The organism is Erythrobacter sp. (assembly GCF_030066995.1).
Lineage (GTDB): Bacteria > Pseudomonadota > Alphaproteobacteria > Sphingomonadales > Sphingomonadaceae > Erythrobacter.
Map to the genome: position 1 here is coordinate 14,661 of NZ_JASJAP010000001.1, position 22,251 is coordinate 36,911.

Consider the following 22,251-nt stretch of genomic DNA (forward strand, 5'->3'; position numbering starts at 1 on the left):
AACCCCAAGCGGCAAGCCGGGCGCCCGCGTCCGGCTTGCCGGGGTGCGCCATCTGTGACTATCCTTCCCCGAACACCGGGTCGCGCTGTGGGAGGGGAAAAATGGAATTACAAAGCGAGGCGCGCCCCAAGACGCCTTGGCATCTCTGGGCGCTCGGAGTGATCAGCCTGATCTGGTTTGCAGGCGGGGCGAACGACTACGTCCAGACCAAGCTTGTTAACATGGACTATCTCGGCATGGCCGCAGAAACAGCCGGTGTGCCGGTTGAGGTCATCCTCGATTATTTCGGCAGCTACCCGCTCTGGGCCAATATCTGCTGGGCGCTTGGGGTGTGGGGCGCGGTGGCCGGTTCGCTGCTCCTGCTCCTTCGCAGCCGATACGCGTTTCACGCGCTCGCGCTGTCTGTGGTAGGGCTTTTGGGATCGACTGTATACGCGTTCATATCCGATATCCCGCCCGAGCTCGCCTCGACCTTCCAGCTGGTCTTCACCGCGCTCATCTGGCTGTCGGTTCTGGCGATGGCCTATTACGCGCTGGCCATGACAAGGGCGGGCGTCCTGCGCTAGCTGGGCGCGCCGTCAGGCCGCCTTCGATTTCGCCTTTGCGCGCGCTTCGGCTTCCTGCAGCGCGCGGCGGTCTTCGACCAGCTCGATATACATGTCGGCGACCGACTGGTTGATCGCCTCCCAACTGTATTCAAGGCTGCGTTTCTCGCCCGCCGCGCCGTGCCCGGCGCGCAGCGCGTCGTTGGTGCAATAGGGCGCGATTGCCTCGGCAAAGCGCGACGCGGTCTCCCCCGTTGTCTTGCCAGGCGGGACCAGCTGGCCGGTCTTTCCGTCGACGACCAGGCTTGCGGCTCCGGTTGCGCCCGCCGCCACGACCGGCAGACCGGAGGCCATCGCCTCCAGCGTCACATTGCCGAAGGTCTCGGTGATTGAAGGGTTGAAGAACACGTCCCCGCTCGCCAGCGCCGCGCCCAGCGCCTCGCCCGTCTTGAAGCCCGCGAATATGCCGCCGGGCAGCGCCTCTTCGAACCAGCCGCGCGCGGGGCCGTCACCGATCACCAGCACCTTGTGCGGAACCTGGCGCTTTCTGAGCTGCACGATGGTTTCGGCAAAGACGTCGAGGCCCTTTTCCATCACCAGCCGCCCGAGAAACACGATCGCGACATCGTCGTCGGACAATCCCAGCGAGCGCCGCCAGCTCAGATCGCGCTTCGCGCCCGCAAACACGCCGCGATCGACCCCGCGTGACCACAGGCCGATCACATCGTGCATCTCCATCGCCAGCAGCTCGTCGATCATGCTCTGCGAGGGGGCGACGAGAGCGTCGCAGCGGTTATAGAACCGTTTAAGCACGCGCACGATGAGGGGTTCTAGAAACGCCATGTTGTAATAGCGCGGATAGGTTTCAAAGCGGGTGTGAACGCTGGCGAGCACCGGAATGTCGTGATCCTGTGCCCAGCGCAAGGCCGCATGGCCCATGGGATCGGGCGAGGAGAGGTGGACGACATTCGGCGCAAACCGGGCAAGATCCTTGCGCGCTCTGGCGCCAAGGCCGGTGGGTATGCGGTATTCTCCGCGCCCCAGCGGCATGCCGATCGAGGGCGTGCCGATCAGATCACCGGTCGGTTCGAACGCGGGATCGGCCACTTTGGGCGAGTAGACCCGCACGCCTGCGCCTTTGCCCAACAGCGAGCCCACCAGCCGATTGAGCGCCTGGTTCGCCCCGTCTCTGGTGTAATTGTAGTTGCCGCTGAATAGAGCGATGCGAAGATCGGAAAAATGCATGAAGCCTGATTGAATTTCGGGGGTTGACGTGGGGATAGCACATTCCACCGTTCCCGCGCCAATCCTGATTGACACTTTGGCCCAGGGCACTAATGCCCCCCGTGGGCCACGCGGTCCCAACGCCGCGCGTGCTCTCTGCAAGGAGAGAATACATGACTGATTACACACGTGGGCTCATGCATGAGCCATCGCTCAAACCTGAGCGCCCCCAATTTTCTTCCGGACCCACCGTCAAGTTTCCCGGCTGGTCGCTCGACAAGCTGAAGACCGCTTCGCTTGGCCGTTCGCACCGTTCTGCGCACGCCAAGGGGCGGCTGAAACACGCGATCGATCTGAGCCGCGAATTGCTCGGCGTGCCCGACGATTACCTCGTCGGCATCATGCCCGCGAGCGACACAGGCGCAATTGAGGCGGCGATGTGGACCATGCTCGATCCCGCGCGCCCGGCAACGGTTGCCGCGTGGGAGAGCTTTGGCAATGTGTGGATCCAGGACGCGGTCAAGCAGCTGAAGCTGCCCAATCTGCAAGTCCTCTCGGCGGACTATGGCGAGATCCCCGACCTCACCACCATTCCCCAGCGCAACGATGTCGTCTTCACCTGGAACGGCACCACGTCCGGCGCGATGATCCCGGACACCGACTGGCTTGAGCCGGGCCGCGAAGGGGTCACGATCAACGACGCGACCAGCGCCATTTTCGCGCAGGAGATGGACTGGCCCAAGCTCGATGCCACCACTTACAGCTGGCAGAAGGTGATGGGTTCCGAAGCGCAGCACGGCATGCTGATCCTCAGCCCCAAGGCTGTCGAGCGGATCGAGAGCTACGATCCACCCTGGCCGCTGCCTAAACTCTTCCGCCTGAAAAAAGGCGACAAGATCAACGCGGGTATCTTCGAAGGCGCGACCATCAACACGCCTTCGCTGCTGGCAACCGAGGATTACATCGCCGCGCTGGAATGGGCAAAGTCAATCGGCGGACTGAAAGCCATGATCGAGCGTGCGGACGCAAACTCGAAGATCGTCAAGGACTGGATCGAGGCAACGCCCTGGCTGCGGAACATGGTCGCCGATCCGGCCAAGCGCACCAATACGGGCGTGTGCATGATGTTCCAGGGCGACTGGTATGAAAGCCTCTCGCCGGAAGATCAGGCCGCGGTGCCGAAGAAGATCGTCAAGATGCTCGAAGAGCGCAATGTGGGCTACGATTTCAACGGCTATCGCGACGCGCCGCCTTCCTTGCGCATCTGGTGCGGCGGGACGCTCGAGACCGAAGATATCGAGCGCCTCTTGCCCTGGATCGAGTGGGCCTACTCAACGGTCAAGAACGGCTGATCAGTACTCGTGAGCTCCTGCGAACGCAGGAGCCCATTTCCGTGCAAATTTCCAGTGAACCTGGGCTCCTGCGTTCGCAGGAGCGCACCAAGGAATTCCCAATGACCACCCCCCCAGTGAAACCCAAAGTCCTCATCTCCGACAAGATGGACCCCAACGCCGCGCGCATTTTCGAGGAGCGCGGCTGCGATGTCGATGTGATCACCGGCGAGAGCCCGGAAGAGCTCGCCGCGCGTATCGGCGAATATCACGGGCTCGCCATCCGATCCTCGACCAAGGTGACCCCGGCGATCCTTGATGCAGCGACCAACCTGAAAGTGATCGGGCGCGCCGGGATCGGGGTCGATAACGTCGATATTCCCTACGCAAGCGGGAAGGGTGTCGTCGTGATGAACACGCCGTTCGGCAATTCGATCACCACCGCCGAACACGCGATCGCGATGATCATGGCGCTCGCGCGGCAGATACCGGCGGCCAACACCCGCACGCAGAATGGCGAATGGCCCAAGAAGGACTTCATGGGCGTCGAGGTCACCGGCAAGACGCTGGGCCTGATCGGCGCGGGCAATATCGGCTCGATCGTCGCGGCCCGCGCGCTGGGTCTGAAAATGAAGGTGATCGCCTACGATCCGTTCCTGACACCCGAGCGCGCCGTGGAAATCGGAGTGGAGAAGGTCGATCTCGACTCGCTTCTTGCGCGCGCGGATTTCGTCTCGCTCCACACCCCGCTGACCGACGAGACGCGCAATATCCTGAGCCGAGAGCGGCTGGAGAACGCCAAGCCCGGCATCCGCGTCGTCAATTGCGCGCGCGGCGGGCTGATCGACGAGGCGGCGCTCAAGGATTGCCTGGAAAGCGGCCAGGTCGCGGGCGCGGCGCTCGATGTGTTCGTCGAGGAACCCGCGAAGGAAAACCCGCTGTTCGGCACGCCGGGCTTCATCTGCACGCCGCATCTGGGCGCCAGCACGACCGAAGCGCAGGTCAACGTCGCGCTGCAGGTCGCCGAGCAGATGAGCGATTACCTGGTGAATGGCGGCGTCACAAACGCGCTCAACATGCCCTCCCTGAGCGCTGAGGAAGCGCCCAAGCTAAAGCCCTACATGGCGCTGGCGGAGAAGCTCGGCAGCCTTGTTGGCCAGCTTGCGCGCGGCAACCTCACCAAGATCAGCGTCGAGCGCGAAGGCGCGGCAGCGGAGCTGAACGGCAACCCGATCACCGGAGCGGTGCTGGCGGGCTTCATGCGCCGCTATTCGGACACGGTGAACATGGTCAACGCGCCCTACCTCGCCAAGGAACGCGGGCTTGAGGTCTCCGAAATCCGGCACGAACGCGAAGGCGCGTTCAACACGCTGATCCGCGTAACGGTGGAGACCGACACCGGGCCGCGCTCGGTTGCCGGTACGCTGTTTGGCAGCGGCGGGCCGCGTCTGGTCGAGATCTTCGGCATCGGCATCGAAGCCGAGCTTGAGGGCCACATGCTCTACGTCGTCAACGACGACAAGCCGGGCTTTATCGGCCGGATCGGCACCTTGCTCGGCGATCACGGCATCAATATCGGCACCTTTAACCTGGGCCGCCGCGACGCAGGGGGCGAGGCGGTGCTGCTGCTCAGCCTCGACGACGCGCTTAGCCCCGAAGTCGTCGCCGAGATCGAAAAGGTCGAAGGTGTGAACCTCGCCAAGGGCCTGGTGTTCTAAGGGTCTTGCATTTGGCCGTCACCCCGGCGAAGGCCGGGGTCCAGATGCACAGGTTCGGGACTGGATCCCGGCCTGCGCTGGGATGACGAAACAGTGCCATGACCAACCCCACCGACCTCCTCCCCGTCGGTCTTGAAGACCGCCTGCCCGCCTCGGCCCGCGCGATCACGCTTGCCATGCGTGCCGCGCTCGACGCGGTCGAAGCGCACGGCTACGACCGCGTGCGCCCGCCGCTGCTCGAATTCGAAGCCTCGCTCGCCGCGCGCATGGAGGGGGTCGAGACGCAGACCATGTTCCGGTTCGTTGATCCGGCGAGCCTGCGCACGCTCGCCTTGCGATCGGACATCACCCCGCAGATCGGCCGCATCGCCGCGACGAGCCTTAAGGAGGCCGCGCGCCCGCTTCGCCTGGCCTATTGCGGCGACACCGCGCTGATTGCGGCGGGTCAGCTTGACCCCGCGCGCGAGCGCTTGCAACTGGGCGCCGAGCTGATCGGCGCGGACACGGTCGCGGCGGCGCGCGAGATCGTCGCGGTCGCGATCGAGGCGTGCCAGGCGGCGGGGCTCACCGGGCTTTCGGTCGATTTCACGCTCCCCGATCTGGTCGACACGCTTGCCGCTCAAGGGCTGACGCGCGATCCGGACACCATCGAAGCCATTCGGCGCGAGCTCGACACCAAGGATGCAGGGGGCCTGCGCGCGGTGGGCGGCGAGGCCTATCTCCCGCTGCTCTACGCCGCCGGGCCGTTTGCCGAGGCCTTGAGCAAATTGCGCGATCTGGACGCCGGCGGCGCGCTCGCCACCCGGCTTGACGGGCTGGAGGCGATCGCCGCGCGCGTCCCGGACGAGGTGCGCATCACGCTCGACCCGACAGAGCGGCACGGGTTCGAGTATCAAACCTGGTTCGGCTTCACCCTCTACGCCTCCGGCGTGCGCGGAGCGGCGGGGCGCGGGGGCACCTACACGATTGCGGGCACCGAGGAAGCGGCGACCGGCTTCACGCTCTATATCGACCGCATTGCCGACGCTGGCGCGGAGCCCGAAGCCGAGCGCAAGCTCTACCTGCCGCTGGGCCACGACCCCGAGCGCGCCGCCGCCCTGCGCGCCGAAGGCTGGCGCACCTGCGCGGCACTGAGCGCCAATGAGGATGGGGACGAACACGCCAGGGCGCTGGGCTGCACGCACATTCTGCAGGACGGGGAACCGACAGACCTTACCTGATCGGGAGCGCTTGACCCAAGGGCGCGCACAAAAAGGGCCGCAACACCTGATATGTCGCAGCCCTTTTTCGCGCGCTAGCGCGCGTCTCGCGCAGCGCTTACGCTTCGATGGGGTTGCTCTTGGTTCCACGAATATCGGTGTCGGCCTGCGCCTGGTCCATCCGCTGGAGCGTGCGTTCTGGTTTTAGATGCGACGTGTCGTCGGGCAGCTTGTTGTCAACCTTCGCAGCCTGATAAATCCCGACGGCCAGAGCAATGGTAAGGGTGGTGAACATTAAAATAGCAAAAACACTCATGATGGGCTCCTTTATACCTCCCGTACAAAGACAGACCGCGCAGCGTTCCGATTTGGCCGATCTGGTCGAATGACGGCGTGTGCAAAGCGTGACTAGGACTGAACGGTCCGTTGTGGGGGTGGTGAGCGGACATTCCGCTTGGCAGCCATTTCGCCATCTTTTAGCCTGACGCCAAGAGGAAGTCTGATGCTGAAGCTCGTTTTTTCGATCATTCCGCTGACCATCTTTGTTGGCTGCACTGCGGCTGCCGAGCCATTCCCGGCGGTAATCAAAGACGAAGTCAAGATAACCCTTCAGCGGACAGCGTGTTTTGGTAGCTGCCCAGACTACACGGTTACGGTAGATGGGCAGGGCAATATAGAATTTCGCACTAGGGGAGAGAACTTCCCAGGCGAGTTTGAAGTGCACCGTTCATTCTCCCATAACGACGGGATCTTGTTCTCAGGCGTTCACACCGACTAGATTGACCCAAGTGCTGTCGCTGAGTTGGTCGAGAAGTTTCGTGCAGCACAGTTTTTCAGCCTGAATGATGAGTATCGCGCTCAGATAACAGATAACCCAGCATACATTCTGACAATCGACACAGGTACGGCCTCAAAAACCGTTGTTGACTATGTTGGCGAAGAGGTGGGGATGCCCGAAGTGGTAACCCATCTTCAGGAGGCGGTGGATCAGACTGCAGGATCGGCACGTTGGGTTGATGGAGCAGAAGGCCTGGTAGAATGGCTGGATACGACCAACTTCGACTTCACCTCTAGTCGCGCCCGCCTTCTTGTGCTTGAGGGTGCTCTCGGTGACGCCGACGACCGCACAATATTGGACCTGATTGAGCGTGGCGCAGACTTAGAAGCTATGACCGAGCATCCGTGGGGCGATGACAAGGTGATTTTGGGTAAGGAGCTCTTGGACGCCGCAATTATCAGAGGGCGAGCGGATCTCTTTACACACCTAGCGAGAAACAAGTGGGTTGAGCGATCTGATAAGCGCCGCCTTGAAGCAATATTCTCAGACAATGCCGCTGGTTGTAGCGCTTTATTGGTTCGGGCATTTGCAGCCCAAGAGCTAGCTATCGACGCTATCGGCGAAGATGGGCAATCGGCTTTGGCAGCCCTATCCAGCGTCTATCTCTGTAATCGAGACGATCAGGGGTTGGTCGAGACCGCGAAGGCAATTTTGGATCTCGGCGCAGATCCGAACAAGCGGGACATCAACGGCGAAACCGCAATCTTCGATGTCGAGTATCTACCCCTTCTCGACCTGCTATACTCTTATGGGGCGACCGCTGACGTGATTGACAAAAAGGGAAACAGCCCGGCGCTGTCTTCATGGTCCGACGAAATAGTCTTGCGGCATCTGATGGAAGGCGCACCGCCTGTCGGACGCTATTACGATGGCCGAACTCTGAGAGAACAGATGAAGCGCCGTCCCATGCCTCAGGTTGAAAGGTGGTTGGACGCAAACGGCTTTGAATAGCAAAAAGTCTGCAACTAGGGTCGCAAGCCGAAGCTAGACTCTCGTTCCGCTCGACACCGCTTTTGCCTTGATTACTCAAACACCTCCGCCAAAAACGCGTCGATCGCCTCGGTCTGCGCTTTCCCGGCCACCACACCGATCTCGCGGTTCATGCGGCCGTGGTCGGTGCCGGTTATTGCCACCGCCCTGGCCGAGCGGTCCGCCTGTGTGAGAGCGTTCACAAGCCATTCGGCCTGCCATTTCGCGCTGGCGCGCTCGGCCACATAGAGCGCGAGCCAGTTGGGCGCGTCGGGGCCGCCGACATGGGCGATCGGGGACAGCGCCTTGCGCCGCGCTTCGTCAAAGCCGAAGGCGTCCTCGTAGATGCGCCGCGTCTGGAACTCGGCGTCCTCGATGTTCTGCGCGATGTCGTAGCCCGCGCCGTCCAGCAGGATCACGCCCTTGATCGCGCCGAACGCCTCGCCCGCATATTGCGGGTCGGTCGCCACCAGCGCTGCCAGATGCGCGCCCGCGCTGTGGCCCATCAGGACGATGCGCTCTGCATCGAAGCCCAGCGCGCCCGCTTGCCCGACCAGCGCCTGCACCGCCGCGCCGACATCGCTCGCCTGATCCTCGACCGGGTAATCGGGCAGCAAGCGATAGCCGGTGGAGGCGAAGTAGACCTCCTGCGCGCCGAAATGCGCGGGCTTCGTTTGCACGCGCTCGTGGCTGCCCATGCGCCAGCCGCCGCCATGGACGAACAGGACGAGCGGCAGCGGCTCGACCGCGCCCTCGGGCTCGTAGACGTCGACCTGCTGGCGCTGGTGCTCGCCGAATGAGACCGTGCGCGTGGGGCGCACCGCGCGCTGGAACGCGCCCGTATGGGGAGAGGCTTGCTGCCGGCGCTGCTGCATGCGCGCGCGCATCTCGCTCTGGCACTCGCTGGAGAGCTCGCTGGCTTTCTCGCGCAGGCAGGCCTGGATTTGCGAGCGGTCGCGCCCGCACAGTTTCGCGATTTCGCGGGCGCATTGGCGCGAGGGGCGGTTGCCATCGCCCTGACCTTGGCGCTGCGCGAGGATCGGCGTCGAGACAAGGATGAGCGCCGCGGCAAGCGTGGCGCCAGCGGCGAGGGTGCGGGCCATGGGGGTCATGCAAAGCTCCTTTTGAACGCTCCTTTTCAGCCGGGCGATACTCTTGAGCGAAAGCGGGCGCGTGCCAAGCGGTAAAATGAGGCGATGTTGGCGCTCGCAAGGCAAGGGGGCTGGGGTCGGGAATTAGGGGACGGGTCCGAAGATCGGGAACAGAGGTGCGCGGCTTTCCTACAGGAGCAAGACCTGTCAAGCTAAGCCGCGAGGGGCCATGCATGCGCGCTTTTGTCGACAACGCGTTTGCGTGACCCCAGGGATGCACTTTATCAACTAACTCGCCGGGAGGAGGGCGGATTTTGTGCGCTTTTCGCTTGAGCCTGAAAATTTTTCGGCGTGACATTTGCGCCTCGCTTGCTCTCGCCAGCGCAAAGGCCTAGCGCCCAGCCGCGAAGTCCAGCGGATGTGAAAAGGAAAGCATGGCCAACGTCACCGTGATCGGCGCTCAATGGGGCGATGAGGGCAAGGGCAAGATCGTCGATTGGCTCGCCAGCCGCGCGGACGCGGTGGTGCGCTTTCAGGGCGGCCACAACGCCGGGCATACGCTGGTCGTCGGCAACGCCACCTACAAGCTCAGCCTGCTCCCTTCGGGTATCGTGTCAGGCACGCTCTCGATCATCGGCAACGGCGTCGTGCTCGATCCGTGGGCCTTGCGCGAGGAGGTTGCCAAGCTTGAGGGGCAGGGGGTGACGGTCACCGCCGACAACCTCGCGATTGCGGACAATTGCCCGCTGATCCTGCCGATGCACCGCGATCTGGATGGCCTGCGCGAAACCGCCGCGGGCAAGGGCAAGATCGGGACGACCGGGCGCGGCATCGGCCCGGCCTACGAAGACAAGGTCGGACGGCGCGCCATTCGGGTGTGCGATCTGGCGCATCTCGACGCGCTCGATGCGCAGCTCGATCGTCTGTGCGCGCACCATGACGCGCTGCGCGCCGGGTTCGATCAGCCTCCGGTCGATCGCGAGGCTCTGCTTGCTGACTTGCGCGATGTCGCCGACTTCGTTCTGCGCTTTGCCCAGCCGGTGTGGAAGCGCCTGAAGAAGGTGCGCAAGGCGGGCGCGAAGATCCTGTTCGAAGGCGCTCAAGGCGTGCTGCTCGATGTCGATCACGGCACCTATCCCTTCGTCACCAGTTCGAACACGGTAAGCGGTACGGCGGCGAGCGGCAGCGGGCTGGGACCGGGCTCAACCGGTTTCGTGCTCGGGATCGTCAAGGCGTACACGACGCGCGTCGGCAGCGGCCCGTTCCCGACCGAGCTCGACGACGAGGTGGGCCAGCGGCTCGGCGAGCGCGGTCACGAATTCGGCACCGTCACCGGACGCCAGCGGCGCGTGGGCTGGTTCGACGCAGTGCTGGTGCGCCAGACCTGCGCGGTCTCGGGCGTCACCGGCATCGCGCTCACCAAGATCGACGTTCTCGACGGGTTGGACGCGGTCAGGATCTGCACCGGCTACCGGCTCAAGGGCAATGTCTACGACTACTTGCCCAGCCATGCCGCGGAACAGGCCGCGGTCGAGCCGATCTACGAAGAGATGGAGGGCTGGTCGCAGAGCACCGCGGGCGCGCGCTCCTTCGCCGATCTGCCCGCAAACGCGATCAAGTACATCCAGCGCGTGCAGGAGCTGATCGAGTGTCCGGTGGCGCTGGTTTCCACCAGTCCGGAGCGCGATGACACGATCCTGATGCGCGATCCGTTTGTGGACTAGGCACAAGCTCTGGGGCACTCGGCAATGGCCGGCAAAGGCGCTTTGGGGTATGCAGCACCGACATGAGATGGAATGGTCTTCTTTTTCTCGGCCTTGCCGTGGCCGCCTGTTCGGGCCCGCCAGAGGCGGTTGTGAGCGCGTCGGGTGAAGGCGTCCCCGCCCGCTCCGATGGGGCGGTTGCCGCTCGTTCCATTCCCGCGACCCAAGGCCGGCTCGTCGCGGACTATCTGCTGGTCGACAAATCGGATCGGCTGCTCATCGCCTATCGCGCCGGACAGCCGATTCGCGCTTACCGGGATATTCAGTTCGGTGATCGGCCCGCAGGCCATAAGCGCTTCGAGGGCGACGAGCGCACGCCGGAGGGGCGCTACACGATCGACTGGCGCAATCCGCAAAGTCGCTACCACCTGTCCCTGCGCATCTCCTACCCCAACGCCGCCGACCGCGCCTACGCCGCGCGGTACGGGCGGTCTCCCGGCGGCGACATCTTCATCCATGGCCAGCCCAACCAGCTTCCCGTCGGGCGCCTGCCCGGAGACTGGACCGATGGGTGCATCGCGCTCTCCAACGCCGAGATCGAAGAGCTGTGGCAATTGGTGCCCGATGGGACGGTGATCGATATCCGCCCCTAGGCGAAGCCAAGCGCAATCACTCGCCTCGCTCTTCTCTCAGCATCGCCACTTCGAGCTGAAGTCGTTTGATCTCGCGCAGCACGGTGAGCATGTTCATGCGCGCAAACAGCCATTCCTTGGCAAATCCCAGGATCACCAGCAGAGCAACGCCCGAGATCGCCCAGAGCGTGTGCGCGATCGGCTCGCGCGTGTTGATCACCTGCCAGATGACGAACACGAACAGCAGGCCCATCGCCACCGAGAAACCGAAGATCAGCTTGGCCCAGCCGCCCATCGGCCCTCTCCAGGTGTCGCCGATCTGCTGAAACATCCCGCGTTCGGCCTCCAGGCTGTCGAGAAAGGCGCGGTCATCCTCGCTCAGCGCTCCTTCGCTGAGCGCATGGCGGATGCGGGTGTCAGGGGTGTCGGTCATGCGTCGTCTCCTTCTGGCGTATCGGTTAGCGCCGCTTTCAATTTGCGGCGCGCGTGGAACAGGCGGCTTTTGGCGGTGCCTGTGGGGATGGACTGCGCCTCGGCTATCTCGCTGAGAGTAAGCCCTTCGACAAAGTGCAGATGGGCAGCGAGGCGCTGATCGGGCGGCAGGCTTTCAAAGGCTTGCTTGAGCGAGCGCTGCTCGTCCTGACGCGCCGGCTCGCGCCCCTCCGGCGCGTCCTCGACCGGGGCGCGGTGGGCGCTTTCCTTGATGGCGCGCCGCAGGTGGTCGGCTCCGCGCCGATGCAGAACCCCGAACGCATAGGCGCGAAAGCGAGCGGGATCGCGCAGTCTTCCCAGCCCCTTCCAGATTGCGAGCCAGCAGTCCTGCGAGAGATCGCGCGCGCTCTCGGCCGAGCCGGTATAGCGCCGCGCCGCGCGTGCCAGGCGCAAATGCCAGCGTTGGTGCAGCCGCTCGAACGCGCGCGCATCGCCTTCACTCGCCATAATCACGAGCAGTTCATCAAGAACCGCGTCGGGTCGAGGTGGGAGAGGGGCGCGATAGCGGGTCATTGACGAGAGAGTCTGGCTTGCCGTCCAAAAGGTTCAACTGTTCATCGGAAATCGACCAAAGATTGCTCTATTCTTGACTTAATCCCTTTTTGTTCTATTCACGTTCCATACTTGATGGAGGCGAGTCGATGACGCAAGCGGACTTTGAATACGGGACAGCGATGGCGGACAAGCCAGTTCCCACGCGCGTTTCTGTCTATGGGGGCGAGGGTTTCTGGCGGGAAGAAACTCTGGAGGATCTTCGCGCCGTTGGCTGCCGCACGCACGATGGAGGCGATCTGAGCGCGCTCGTTGATGGCCCGGTCGCTTCGCTTGGTGATGTGGTTGTTGTCGAGTGTCTTGGCCTGCCTTCCAACGAAGTGGGGTCTCTGGTGCGATTGAACGATCGCATTGCCGCATCGGGCGCCGATCTGGTTGTTTTGACTTCGTTGAGCGCGCTGGATGCGATTTTCTCGATCTTTGATCGTTCATCGCCCCAGATCCTGGTTGATCCGACCAGAGCGGAGCTCTTGATCGCGGTGGGGCGCGTCATGCCGGGTGTGCCTAACCGCCGCCTGCAAGAGATAAATGAGCGGGATCGCTCCACCCTGCTGCGCCTGGCCGAGCAGGTCGATACCATCGCGCGCGAGCTCGACCGGATCTCTGGGCTCGACACAAATGGCGCGGAAAAACTGAGCGACTTCAAACGCGATTTCCGACCCGCGAGCGCAGAGCCGCTAACCTTTGCGAGACCGGCAAACACGGCCGCTAGTCCGGCGCTTCCCGATCCCAAGCTGGTGCGTCAGATGATCGCCGGTCGACAGGCGCGCGCGCGGTTCTTCGATGGGGAGCTTTTCGCCGATCCGGCCTGGGATATGTTGCTCGATCTGACCGCCGCGCATGCGGAAGAGGCGAAGGTTTCGGTTACCTCGCTGTGCATCGCGGCGGGTGTCCCGGCGACCACTGCGCTGCGTTGGCTCAAGCAGATGGTGGAATGCGGCATTTTCGAGCGGGTGGCGGACGAGACCGACCGGCGCCGCGCGTTCATTGAGCTGAGCGAGGAGAGCCGCAACGCCATGGCGCGGTATTTCCAGATGGTGGACACACCGCTCGCTCGCGCGGCCTGAGCTGGGATTAAAGCGCTGGCGGGGGGCGCAGCACCACCGTTAGGCCGCCTTCACCAAGCCTCTTCGCTTTCGGACAGGGTTCTGGCGAAGGAGCGCTCGCATCGGCCTCGAGGCTTCGCAAGGGGCATTTTGCGTCTTCGCACACAAGCCGGATAGCGTCGGCGCGCGCGCGCGCGAGGATCTGGGCGGAGACCGATCCTTGAGCGCAAACGGCGTCGGCCTCGCCCAGCAAACGCGCCTGACGCACGGTAAGGTCATCGGGATCCCCGCTTGCAAGATCGAAGACAAACGTCGCCGTTTCGCCGACGCTGAGATTACCCTTCGACCAATCCTCAACCCGTGCGTGCGAATCGCCGTCCAGCGGATCGAGCGCGCCGCCTTCCCTTAAAGCTGCGTCAATCGCGCGGCGTCGCTCGGTTCCATCGGGCAAACGCTCCCGAAGAACGGGCCGCGCGGCCTTGAGCGCGCTCGCCAGCTTGCCGAGTGTTTGCGGCAGAACCCGCTCCAGCCTCAGCCGCACATGTTTGGCAAGCCCTGCCGAAGCCCCGCCGGTTCCGACCGCGATCAGCAGCGGGTCGCGGTCAAGCACGCTGGGTGTCGTAAAGTCGCACAGATCGGGACGATCGACCACATTCACCAGCATGCCCGCGCAGCGCAGGTTGATCGCCGCAACCTCGCACGCCCTGGCGTCCTCGAACGCGACGAAAGCCAGACGCACCCCTTCGTCAATGGCCTGCGCCTGATCGTCGATCACGACGCCGCCGGCTCGCTCCACCAGTCGCCGCTTGGGCTCGGCAGCCTCGCCTTCGCCCAGCACCAGCACTTTCTGCCCGGCGATCTGGTGGAACAGCGGAAGGCTCGCGATCTCAGCCATGGCTAGCGGATCAGGTGAGCCATTCGGGCACGCGTTCGGCGTCCATGATCGCGCCCGCCTCGATCCGGTCGGCCACAATCGCGTATTTGTCGCCGTCAACCAGCACTTCGGGAACGAAACCGCGCGAATTGTAGCTTGAGGCCATCGTTGCGCCATAGGCGCCTGCGGTGCGGAAGACGGCCAGATCGCCCGCTTCGAGACGGTCGGTCAGGCGGCCCATCGCAAAGGTGTCACCGGTCTCGCAGATCGGACCGACAATGTTCGCGGTCATGTCCGCGCCGCGCGGGGCCACCGCGACAAAATCGTGATAGGCGCCGTAGAGCGCCGGGCGCGCCAGATCGTTCATCGCCGCATCGACAATGACAAAGGGATCCTTGATCCCGCGCTTGACGCGCACGACGCGGGTGAGCAGCACGCCGGCGTTGCCCGCAATGACCCGACCGGGTTCGAAGATGAGTGTGACGCCCCAATCCTTCGTCACGCGCGCGACCATGGCTCCGTATGCGGCGGGGCTCGGCGGGTTCTCGCCGGCGCGGTATGGCACGCCGAGCCCCCCGCCCAGATCGACATGCGTGATCGCATGGCCCGCACCGCGCAGGCTGTTGACCAGATCGTCCAACTTTTCGAAGGCGCGTTCAAGCGGGGTCAGCTCGCCAAGCTGCGAGCCGATATGCACCGCCACGCCGCGCAGGTTCACTCCGCTCTGGCTGGCGAGCTTGCCGAAGATCTGCCCCGCCTGATCGATGGGAACGCCAAATTTGTTGTCGGCCTTGCCGGTCGAAATCTTGTCGTGGGTGCCCGCATCGACATCGGGGTTGATCCGCAACGCGCATTGCGCTGTTAGCCCCATGTCGGCGGCGATCCGGGCGAGTTCGAGCCCCTCTTCCTCGCTCTCGATGTTGAACTGGCCGATCCCCGCCTCAAGCCCTGCGATGAGCTCGGCATGAGTTTTGCCAACGCCCGAGAACACGATCTTGTCTGGCGCGACGCCCGCAGCCAGCGCCCGGCGCACTTCGCCGATCGAGACGCAGTCTGCGCCATATCCCTGGTTTGCGAGCACTCTTAGAACGGCGAGGTTGGGGTTCGCCTTGACGGCAAAGGCGATCAGCTTGTCGGGAACGCCGGCCAGTCCTTCGCGAAAGACCTGTGCGTGGCGTTCCAGTGTGGCGCGCGAATAGACATAGACGGGTGTGCCCACGTCGTCCGCGATGCGGGGCAGGGGAACGTCTTCGGCGTGCATGACGCCGTCTCGATATTCAAAATGATCCATAAGGGTTTAGTTATCCGGGGGAAGATCGAAGGGGTCGTCCTCACGCTCTTCGGAGCGGCGGCGCAGCTCGACGCTGCGCTCTGGCGCGGCGAGCGCGTCGAGTTCGAGCAATTGTTCAGCCGTGGGGGCGTTTTCCTCGCCGTCCGGCGCGCCATAGGGAGCGACGGGCAGGCTGGCCCCTTCCGCAGGGGTCAGCGCCGCCTTGGCTCCGCAGGCCGAAAGGGCAACAAGAACGGTCAAAGCCACCAGAGTTCGCATTACGCCTCCATTCCCAGCGCCGCCTTTGCGCGTGCCACCTGACTACGTACCTGTTCCGGAGCGGTTCCGCCATAGGAAGCGCGCGCGGCAACCGAAGCGTCGACGCTCAGCGCCTCGAATACCCGCGCATCGATCCGCGCGTCGATGGCTTTAAGGTCTTCCAAAGGCACAGCGTCGAGCGCAAGCCCCCGTTCCTCTGCCAGCCTGACCGCCGCCCCGGTGATGTGGTGCGCCTCGCGGAACGGAATGTCGGCCTCGCGCACCAGCCAATCGGCAAGGTCGGTGGCGGTCGCGTAGCCAAGCTCGGCCGCCTCGCGCATTCGGCCCACGTCGAAAACTGCATCGGCGATCATGCCGGTCATGGCCGCGATGCTGAGCTCCATCAGTCCGGCGGCTTCGAAGACGGGCGGTTTGTCGTCCTGCATGTCCTTCGAATAGGCGAGCGGTAGCCCTTTCATGGTGATGCTGAGCGCGGTGGCGCAGCCGATGACCCGGCCCGCGTGCCCGCGCACCAGTTCGGCGGCGTCCGGGTTCTTCTTCTGCGGCATGATCGAAGAACCGGTTGAGAGGCTATCGGGCATGCGCACGAACCCAAAGGGCTGGCTCGCCCAGATGATAAGCTCTTCGGCAAGGCGCGAAAGATGGATGGCGCACACGCTGGCGGCGTGGAGGTAGTCCAGCGCAAAGTCGCGGTCGGACACCGCGTCCAGTGAATTGGCGCTCGGCCGGTTAAAGTCCAGCGCCTTTGCGGTCATCTCGCGATCGATCGGAAAGCCGGTCCCGGCCAGAGCCGCCGACCCCAGCGGGCATTCGTTCAAGCGCGCGCGCGCGTCGATAAGGCGGGAACGGTCGCGCGCGAACATCTCGTAATAGGCCAACAGATGGTGGCCGAGCGTGACCGGCTGCGCGGTCTGCAAATGGGTGAAGCCCGGCATGATCGAGGCGGCGTGTTCCTCGGCGCGGGTGACCAGAGCGCGCTGAAGGTCGGCGAGCCCGGCATCCATCGCATCGATCGCGCCGCGCACCCACAGCCGAAAGTCGGTCGCCACCTGGTCGTTGCGGCTGCGCGCGGTGTGCAAACGCCCCGCAGCGGGCCCGATAAGCTCCGTCAGCCGGCTCTCGGTTGTCATGTGGATGTCTTCCAGATCCCAGTCTTCGGGCACGCCGTCCGCTTCGTATTCGGCGGCGATCCGGGCAAGGCCCCGCTTTATCGCTTCCGCGTCCTGGTCGCTCACGATACCCTGCGCGCTCAGCATCGCGACATGCGCTTCGCTGGCGAGGATATCCTGACGCCAGAGCGCCTTGTCGAAGGGAATGGAGGCGTTGATTTCGCGCATGATCGCGCTAGGTCCACCGGCGAACCGCCCGCCCCACATCTGGTTGGAGGCTGTATCCTTGGAGTTGGCCATGATCCGCTTTTCGCCCGTTCTTCTTCTCGCCGCGCTCTCGCTTGCTGCGTGCGATAGGGCTCCTGCCGAAGAGGCGCAACCAGACGCAAGCGCGGCAGGCACCGAGGCGCCAACGCCGCCGCCCTTGCCGGGGCGGATCGTCCGGGTGAAGGCGGGCGATACGATCCCGGCGATCACGGTGGTGGACCCGGACGGCGCCACGCTCGCGCTGGCGGACATCGACGAGCCGGTTCTGCTCAACCTTTGGGCAACCTGGTGCGCCCCGTGCAAGGTCGAAATGCCATTGCTCGATAATCTGGCAGCCGAGCTTGAGGGCGAGGTTCGCGTGCTGACCGTGAGCCAGGATATTCAGGGCGCCGAGAAAGTGGTGGCCTTTTTCGAGGCAGAGGGCTTTGAGAACCTGGAGCCCTGGATGGACACCGAGACCGAGCTTGGCGTGCAACTGGCCGATGGCGGTTTGCTGCCCACCACCATCCTCTACGATGCAAGCGGCACCGAGCTCTTCCGCGTCGCGGGCGATTACGAGTGGGACAGCGAAGAGGCGATCGCGCAAATCCGCAAAGCGATTAAAGCGTCTGACTAACCGAGCTTTAACTTCGCCGTGTCTACCTGTATCCCGGAAGCAGGAGAGGCGCCGATGTTCGAGGTGGGTGACAAAGTGGTTTGCGTGGACGCCAAGCCCAAGAGAGGGCTGGTCGGACCTCTGGTTCCGGTGCACCATCTCCTGCGCGAAGGGCAGGTCTACACGATCGCCGCGATCACCTACAGCACCAACCAGACGAGCTATGCCACGGGCCGCAAGACGCTCGCCTTCGTTCCTTCCGGGATCCTTAAGCTCGCGGGGTTAACGCTGCCGCATCCCATGACCGGCTTTTCCGCGTACCGTTTTCGCAAGGTTGACACGCGCAAAGAGAGCGAACCGAAACGCGCCTCGACAAAGATTCCCGCGCTCGCTTAGAATTTTGGCCGAAAATGGTGGGCGATGACAGGCTCGAACTGCCGACCCTCTCGGTGTAAACGAGATGCTCTACCAACTGAGCTAATCGCCCTCGGCCTATGCCGGAAGCGCGCTATCTAGCGGCAAAACTCTTAAAATCAATCGCTGATGTGGCGCGCGCGTCGCCGCGCGGCTACAGGCGCACCATGAACGCACCGCGAATCCGTGTTCTGGCAACAGGCGGCACGATTGCCGGAGCGGCAGGCGATGCGATCCGCCACGATTACAAGCCGGGACAACTGGGCATCGAGGAATTGCTCGACCGGGTGCGCGCGCTCGGGCCCTCCGCGCAGCTTTCCGGGACGCAGATAGCGAATATCGGTTCAGAGGACATAACCCCCGCCATCTGGGCCGCCCTGCACCGCGAGACGAGCGCCGCGTTGGACGACGCGCAATGCGACGGGGTCATCATCACGCACGGCACCGACACCGTCGAGGAGACCGCCTTCCTCCTCGACCTGACATTGCCCACCGCCAAACCCGTCATCCTGGTCGGAGCGATGCGGCCGGCGGATGCGGTGGGCTATGACGGTCTCAGAAACTTCGCCAACGCCCTGCAAGTCTTGCGTTCGGACGAGGCGGCGGGGCGCGGCGTGCTGGTGGTGATGGGCGACCGCGTCATCGCCGCGCGCGACATTCGCAAGGCGCGCACGCGCGGGGTGGACGCGTTCGAGGGCTTCCCGCGCGCGTCGATAGCTCTGGTGACACCCAGCGCGCTTGAATGGTTTGGCGCGCCCTGGCGTGTCGCCGAACCGGCGCGTTTCGCCTTTCGGCCCGATCTGCCCGACGTGCCGATCCTGTATGTGCACGCCGGGATGACCCCGGACTATGTCGGGCGGCTCGTCACACCCGATACGCGGGGGATCGTGGTGGCCGGGCTGGGCGAGGGCAACATGCCCGATCCGGTGCGTCAGGCGCTCAGGCTACTGGCCGCCGAGGGGCGTGCGATCGTGCGCTCAAGCCGCCTTGATGAGGGGCTGGTCGATCGCGAGCCGGAGGACGAAGAAAACGGCTTTGTTGCCGCTCGCGCGCTTGGCCCGCCCAAGGCGCGCATTCTTCTCCAGCTTCTGATCGCGAGCGGGATCACCGACCCGGCCGCGATCCAGAAAGCGTACGATGAGCGTTAGCCCCAGGGCGTGACGAGGTATTTCTCGCCCGTCTTCATCTGGCGATAGTCGAGGATCGCGTCTTTGGTGAGCATGCCTTCCAGATCGACCTTGGTCTTGTAGCTTGAGGCGAAGGTGGTCGTCAGGTTCTGCTGCACGCGGGTGCGCATCTTCACCGCGGTCTCCATCCCGGCCTTCGCGAGGAAGGGCGTGAGCAACCAGCCCTGGACGCACCATTGCAGTCCGTAAGATGGAGTGAGGATCGTCTCGCTGAGATCGAGACGACCGTATATGTACATCTTCTTGTCCTGGTCGGAGCCGTAGCGCGAATATTCGGTCATCCGGCTCGCGGCGACCTGTTCCATCGCCTTGAGCACGAGGTCGGTGTTGCGCCCGCCGCCGATCGGGTCGAAGCCCAGAAACGCTCCGGTTTCGGAAATCGCGGCGCGCAGCTGCGCCATGTAATCCTCGTCCGAGGAATTGACGACACAGGTCGCGCCTTGCGATTTGAGCAGGTCGACATGTTCCTGCTTGCGCACGATATTGACCAGCTTGATACCGTCTTCCTGGCATATCTTGTTGAGCATCTGGCCAAGGTTCGAGGCGGCGGCGAGGTGGACGATGGCCTCGTGCCCTTCCATCCGCGCGGTTTCGACGAAGCCCAGCGCGGTCATCGGGTTCACGAAGCTCGACGCGCCGGCTTCGGCGGAGTGATCGCCCAGCGGCAGGCACATCATCGCATCGGCAATCGCGTACTGGCTGTAGGCGTTGCCCGGAACACACGCGACGCGTTGGCCCATAAGCGCCTTGGCCATGTCGCTATCGCCGGTCGCAACCACGGTGCCCGCGCCCTCGTTTCCGGCGGGCAGGCGCTGCCCGTGGCGGTTCTTCTGCCCGGTCAAGAAGGGCTCCGGCATGGTGGCGACCACTTTGCCCGGCGAATAGTCCGCGGTCTCGAAATCGGCCGCGCTGGTGAGGATTGCGAGGTCGGAAGGATTGATCGGCGCCGCTTCCATTTTGACCAGCACCTGATTGCCGGTCGGCTCGGGAAAGCTCTCCTCGCTGATCTCAAGCGTCAGCTTGCCGTCGGCGTTGAGGGTCGTAAACAGCTGTTTTCCGGTGGTGGTCATTGTGGTTCCTCTCAAGATCGTCATTGCGAGGAGCCGAAGGCGACGCGGCAATCCAGTGCGCGTCGCGTTGGGCTCTGGATTGCTTCGCTACGCTCGCAATGACGCGATGGCTAGGGCGACATAAGGTCAATCGGCGTCGGGATATTCGGCCGCGACGAAGTAAAGCCCTTGCGGCGGGGCGTTCAGCCCTAAATGGGACCGATCGCGCGCCGCGAGCGCTTGTCCGATGCGGGCCTCTGGCCAGGAGCCTTGGCCCACCAGTTTGAGACAGCCCACCATCGAGCGCACCTGATGGTGAAGGAAACTGCGCGCCTCGGCGTGCACGCGGATTTCGCGGCCCAGCTCGGTGTCGCACGCTTCGACATCGAGGCGGTCGAGCGTCTTGACGGGGTCTTTCGCCTGACACTGGACCGAGCGGAAGGTGGTGAAGTCATGGCGCCCCACCAGCGCCTGTGCGGCGCGGTGCATGGCGGCTGCGTCGAGCTCGGGCGCGACATGCCACACGCGGTTCTTGGCCAGCGTCAGCGGCGCGCGGCGGTTCAGGATGCGGTAGACATAGGACCGCCCGATGCACGAAAAGCGCGCGTGCCAATCCTCGCTCACCACCTCGCAGGCGGTGATCGCAATCGGGTCCGGGCGCAAATGCGCGTTGAGCGCCTCGGAAAGGCGGAACGGGTCCATGTCCTTTGCCAGATCGACATGGCTGCGCATGGCAAGCGCATGGACGCCGGTATCGGTGCGCCCGGCGCTGTGCAGCACCGCCTCTTCGCCCGTGACCCGTGCGATCGCCTCTTCGATCGACTGTTGGACACTCGGTCCGTTCTTTTGACGCTGGAGCCCTTGAAACGGCGTGCCGTCGAATTCGATGGTGAGCGCGTAGCGGGTCAAGACAGGAGGCCTCCCGCCTCGACAGGCCGACCGCGCAAGAATGACCGGCGGTCCATCGCTGGCTTGCCCGCGCGCTGGAGTGTGATCGGGCGCAGCGCCGCTTGGCCGCAGGCAATGGTGAAGTCCTGATCGAGGACTTCGCCAGGCTGACCCGCCCCCTCGACCGTTTCGGCCAGCAACAGCTTCACTCGCTCGCCGTCCAGTTCGAACCACGCGCCGGGAAACGGGGAGAGCCCGGCCACATGCCGCACCAGCTCGGCCGCCGGTCGCTTCCAGTCGATCCGCGCCTCGGCCTTGTCGATCTTCGGGGCGTGCGTGGCCAATCCGTCGTCCTGCGCGAGAGGTGGGTAGGCGTCGAGATCATCGAGCACCCGAACGATCGCCGCCGCTCCCAAATCCTCCAGCTCGTCGAACAGCTCGCCGGTGGTCTTGCTCCCAATCGGCGTGGTCACGGCATGGCGCATGGGACCGGTGTCGAGCCCGGCCTCCATCTGCATGATCGTCACACCCGTCTCTTCATCGCCCGCCATCACCGCGCGGTGGATCGGCGCCGCCCCGCGCCAGCGCGGCAGGATGGAGGCGTGGATGTTGATGCAGCCGTGCCGGGGCGCGTCGAGCACGGCCTGCGGCAGGATCAGGCCATAGGCCGCCACCACCGCCACATCGGCCTTGAGAGCGGCAAACGCCTCCTGCGCCTCGGGCTTTCGCAAAGACCTGGGCGTGCGCACTTCGATACCCATCGCCTGTGCCGCAGCCTGAACCGGGGAGGGGCGCAGCTTCTTGCCTCGACCTGCCGGGCGCGGCGGCTGGGTGTACACCGCGGCGATCTCATGCCCAGCCTCGCGCAGCGCAACCAGCGCCGGCACCGCGAAATCGGGCGTTCCCATGAAAACTACGCGCAAATCTCGGCCCCTGGCAAAACAAACCGCTCGTGCTGAGCTTGTCGAAACACTGTCTT

At 64.2% G+C, this 22,251-nt stretch carries 24 protein-coding genes and 1 tRNA gene; 12 read left to right on the plus strand and 13 right to left on the minus strand.

Going from position 1 to position 22,251, the window contains the following annotated elements:
* Nucleotides 1-101 precede the first annotated feature (101 nt).
* Nucleotides 102-566, plus strand: a complete 465-nt coding sequence (locus QNI87_RS00060; RefSeq protein WP_300592268.1) for a hypothetical protein — start codon at nt 102-104, stop codon at nt 564-566.
* Nucleotides 567-578: 12 nt separating this feature from the next.
* On the opposite strand, the gene QNI87_RS00065 is transcribed toward QNI87_RS00060, so the two are convergent.
* A complete protein-coding gene (locus tag QNI87_RS00065; RefSeq protein WP_300592271.1) occupies nt 579-1,790 on the minus strand; it encodes a glycosyltransferase family 1 protein in 1,212 nt (403 codons plus the stop codon).
* Between the two features lie 152 nt (nt 1,791-1,942).
* On the opposite strand from QNI87_RS00065, the gene QNI87_RS00070 reads away from it, so the two are divergent.
* The 3 genes from QNI87_RS00070 (at nt 1,943) to QNI87_RS00080 (ending at nt 6,038) form a co-directional block, all read left to right on the plus strand.
* Nucleotides 1,943-3,121, plus strand: a complete 1,179-nt coding sequence (locus tag QNI87_RS00070; RefSeq protein WP_300592274.1) for a phosphoserine transaminase — start codon at nt 1,943-1,945, stop codon at nt 3,119-3,121.
* 101 nt (nt 3,122-3,222) lie between these two features.
* Nucleotides 3,223-4,818, plus strand: a complete 1,596-nt coding sequence (serA, locus tag QNI87_RS00075; RefSeq protein WP_300592276.1) for a phosphoglycerate dehydrogenase — start codon at nt 3,223-3,225, stop codon at nt 4,816-4,818.
* A 98-nt stretch (nt 4,819-4,916) separates the two neighbouring features.
* Nucleotides 4,917-6,038, plus strand: coding sequence for an ATP phosphoribosyltransferase regulatory subunit (locus QNI87_RS00080; RefSeq protein ID WP_300592279.1), 1,122 nt, complete (start codon nt 4,917-4,919; stop codon nt 6,036-6,038).
* 97 nt (nt 6,039-6,135) lie between these two features.
* Here the strand turns inward: QNI87_RS00080 and QNI87_RS00085 are convergent, their stop codons facing one another.
* Nucleotides 6,136-6,333, minus strand: a complete 198-nt coding sequence (locus tag QNI87_RS00085; RefSeq protein WP_300592282.1) for a hypothetical protein — start codon at nt 6,331-6,333, stop codon at nt 6,136-6,138.
* A gap of 186 nt (nt 6,334-6,519) precedes the next feature.
* Between QNI87_RS00085 and QNI87_RS00090 the strand changes: the two genes are divergently transcribed.
* Together QNI87_RS00090 and QNI87_RS00095 are read left to right on the plus strand one after the other, a co-directional pair.
* On the plus strand, nt 6,520-6,795 hold the full coding sequence (locus tag QNI87_RS00090; RefSeq protein WP_300592285.1) for a DUF6438 domain-containing protein: 276 nt from the start codon (nt 6,520-6,522) through the stop codon (nt 6,793-6,795).
* Nucleotides 6,796-6,819: 24 nt separating this feature from the next.
* Complete coding sequence (locus QNI87_RS00095; RefSeq protein ID WP_300592288.1) at nt 6,820-7,806, plus strand: hypothetical protein; 987 nt, start codon at nt 6,820-6,822, stop codon at nt 7,804-7,806.
* 71 nt (nt 7,807-7,877) lie between these two features.
* Here QNI87_RS00095 and QNI87_RS00100 read toward each other — a convergent pair whose 3' ends face one another.
* The gene (locus QNI87_RS00100; protein ID WP_300592291.1) at nt 7,878-8,936 is read right to left on the minus strand and encodes an alpha/beta hydrolase; all 1,059 of its coding nucleotides are present in this window, start codon (nt 8,934-8,936) and stop codon (nt 7,878-7,880) included.
* A 413-nt stretch (nt 8,937-9,349) separates the two neighbouring features.
* Here QNI87_RS00100 and QNI87_RS00105 point away from each other — a divergent pair, with 413 nt between their 5' ends.
* Together QNI87_RS00105 and QNI87_RS00110 are read left to right on the plus strand one after the other, a co-directional pair.
* Nucleotides 9,350-10,639 carry an adenylosuccinate synthase gene (locus tag QNI87_RS00105; protein WP_300592294.1) on the plus strand — a complete coding sequence of 430 codons (1,290 nt, stop codon included), beginning with the start codon at nt 9,350-9,352 and terminating at the stop codon, nt 10,637-10,639.
* 62 nt (nt 10,640-10,701) lie between these two features.
* Nucleotides 10,702-11,271, plus strand: coding sequence for a L,D-transpeptidase family protein (locus QNI87_RS00110; protein WP_300592296.1), 570 nt, complete (start codon nt 10,702-10,704; stop codon nt 11,269-11,271).
* Nucleotides 11,272-11,287: 16 nt separating this feature from the next.
* Here QNI87_RS00110 and QNI87_RS00115 read toward each other — a convergent pair whose 3' ends face one another.
* Nucleotides 11,288-11,683 (minus strand): DUF6768 family protein, encoded by a 396-nt coding sequence (locus tag QNI87_RS00115; RefSeq protein WP_300592298.1) that lies wholly within the window; start codon nt 11,681-11,683, stop codon nt 11,288-11,290.
* Nucleotides 11,680-12,255: an RNA polymerase sigma factor gene (locus QNI87_RS00120; protein ID WP_300592301.1), complete on the minus strand. Its 576-nt coding sequence runs from the start codon at nt 12,253-12,255 to the stop codon at nt 11,680-11,682. The genes QNI87_RS00115 and QNI87_RS00120 overlap by 4 nt, the downstream gene beginning before the upstream one ends.
* 128 nt (nt 12,256-12,383) lie before the next feature.
* On the opposite strand from QNI87_RS00120, the gene QNI87_RS00125 reads away from it, so the two are divergent.
* Complete coding sequence (locus QNI87_RS00125; protein ID WP_300592304.1) at nt 12,384-13,361, plus strand: MarR family transcriptional regulator; 978 nt, start codon at nt 12,384-12,386, stop codon at nt 13,359-13,361.
* A gap of 7 nt (nt 13,362-13,368) precedes the next feature.
* Here the strand turns inward: QNI87_RS00125 and QNI87_RS00130 are convergent, their stop codons facing one another.
* The 4 genes from QNI87_RS00130 to argH are packed head-to-tail and all read right to left on the minus strand — an operon-like array spanning nt 13,369 to nt 17,139.
* Nucleotides 13,369-14,235, minus strand: coding sequence for a bifunctional precorrin-2 dehydrogenase/sirohydrochlorin ferrochelatase (locus QNI87_RS00130; RefSeq protein ID WP_300592306.1), 867 nt, complete (start codon nt 14,233-14,235; stop codon nt 13,369-13,371).
* Nucleotides 14,236-14,245: 10 nt separating this feature from the next.
* Nucleotides 14,246-15,505, minus strand: coding sequence for a diaminopimelate decarboxylase (gene lysA / locus QNI87_RS00135; protein WP_300592308.1), 1,260 nt, complete (start codon nt 15,503-15,505; stop codon nt 14,246-14,248).
* 6 nt (nt 15,506-15,511) lie between these two features.
* Nucleotides 15,512-15,763, minus strand: a complete 252-nt coding sequence (locus QNI87_RS00140; RefSeq protein ID WP_300592311.1) for a hypothetical protein — start codon at nt 15,761-15,763, stop codon at nt 15,512-15,514.
* Nucleotides 15,763-17,139, minus strand: a complete 1,377-nt coding sequence (gene argH, locus QNI87_RS00145; protein ID WP_300595261.1) for an argininosuccinate lyase — start codon at nt 17,137-17,139, stop codon at nt 15,763-15,765. The genes QNI87_RS00140 and argH overlap by 1 nt, the downstream gene beginning before the upstream one ends.
* Nucleotides 17,140-17,170: 31 nt before the next feature.
* Between argH and QNI87_RS00150 the strand changes: the two genes are divergently transcribed.
* Nucleotides 17,171-17,755 carry a TlpA disulfide reductase family protein gene (locus QNI87_RS00150; protein ID WP_300592314.1) on the plus strand — a complete coding sequence of 195 codons (585 nt, stop codon included), beginning with the start codon at nt 17,171-17,173 and terminating at the stop codon, nt 17,753-17,755.
* Between the two features lie 54 nt (nt 17,756-17,809).
* Nucleotides 17,810-18,130 (plus strand): hypothetical protein, encoded by a 321-nt coding sequence (locus tag QNI87_RS00155; RefSeq protein ID WP_300592317.1) that lies wholly within the window; start codon nt 17,810-17,812, stop codon nt 18,128-18,130.
* 15 nt (nt 18,131-18,145) lie between these two features.
* Here the strand turns inward: QNI87_RS00155 and QNI87_RS00160 are convergent.
* Nucleotides 18,146-18,221, minus strand: a tRNA-Val gene (locus tag QNI87_RS00160).
* Between the two features lie 94 nt (nt 18,222-18,315).
* Between QNI87_RS00160 and QNI87_RS00165 the strand changes: the two genes are divergently transcribed.
* Nucleotides 18,316-19,296: an asparaginase gene (locus QNI87_RS00165; RefSeq protein ID WP_300592320.1), complete on the plus strand. Its 981-nt coding sequence runs from the start codon at nt 18,316-18,318 to the stop codon at nt 19,294-19,296.
* Here the strand turns inward: QNI87_RS00165 and QNI87_RS00170 are convergent.
* The 3 genes from QNI87_RS00170 to fmt form a co-directional block, all read right to left on the minus strand.
* Entirely contained in the window at nt 19,293-20,405 is a 1,113-nt protein-coding gene (locus tag QNI87_RS00170) for a zinc-binding dehydrogenase (RefSeq protein WP_300592323.1), read from the minus strand. The genes QNI87_RS00165 and QNI87_RS00170 overlap by 4 nt on opposite strands.
* 126 nt (nt 20,406-20,531) lie before the next feature.
* Nucleotides 20,532-21,293, minus strand: a complete 762-nt coding sequence (gene truA / locus QNI87_RS00175) for a tRNA pseudouridine(38-40) synthase TruA (RefSeq protein WP_300592326.1) — start codon at nt 21,291-21,293, stop codon at nt 20,532-20,534.
* Nucleotides 21,290-22,195, minus strand: coding sequence for a methionyl-tRNA formyltransferase (fmt, locus tag QNI87_RS00180; protein ID WP_300592329.1), 906 nt, complete (start codon nt 22,193-22,195; stop codon nt 21,290-21,292). Before fmt ends, truA begins: the two co-directional genes overlap by 4 nt.
* Nucleotides 22,196-22,251: the final 56 nt, after the last annotated feature.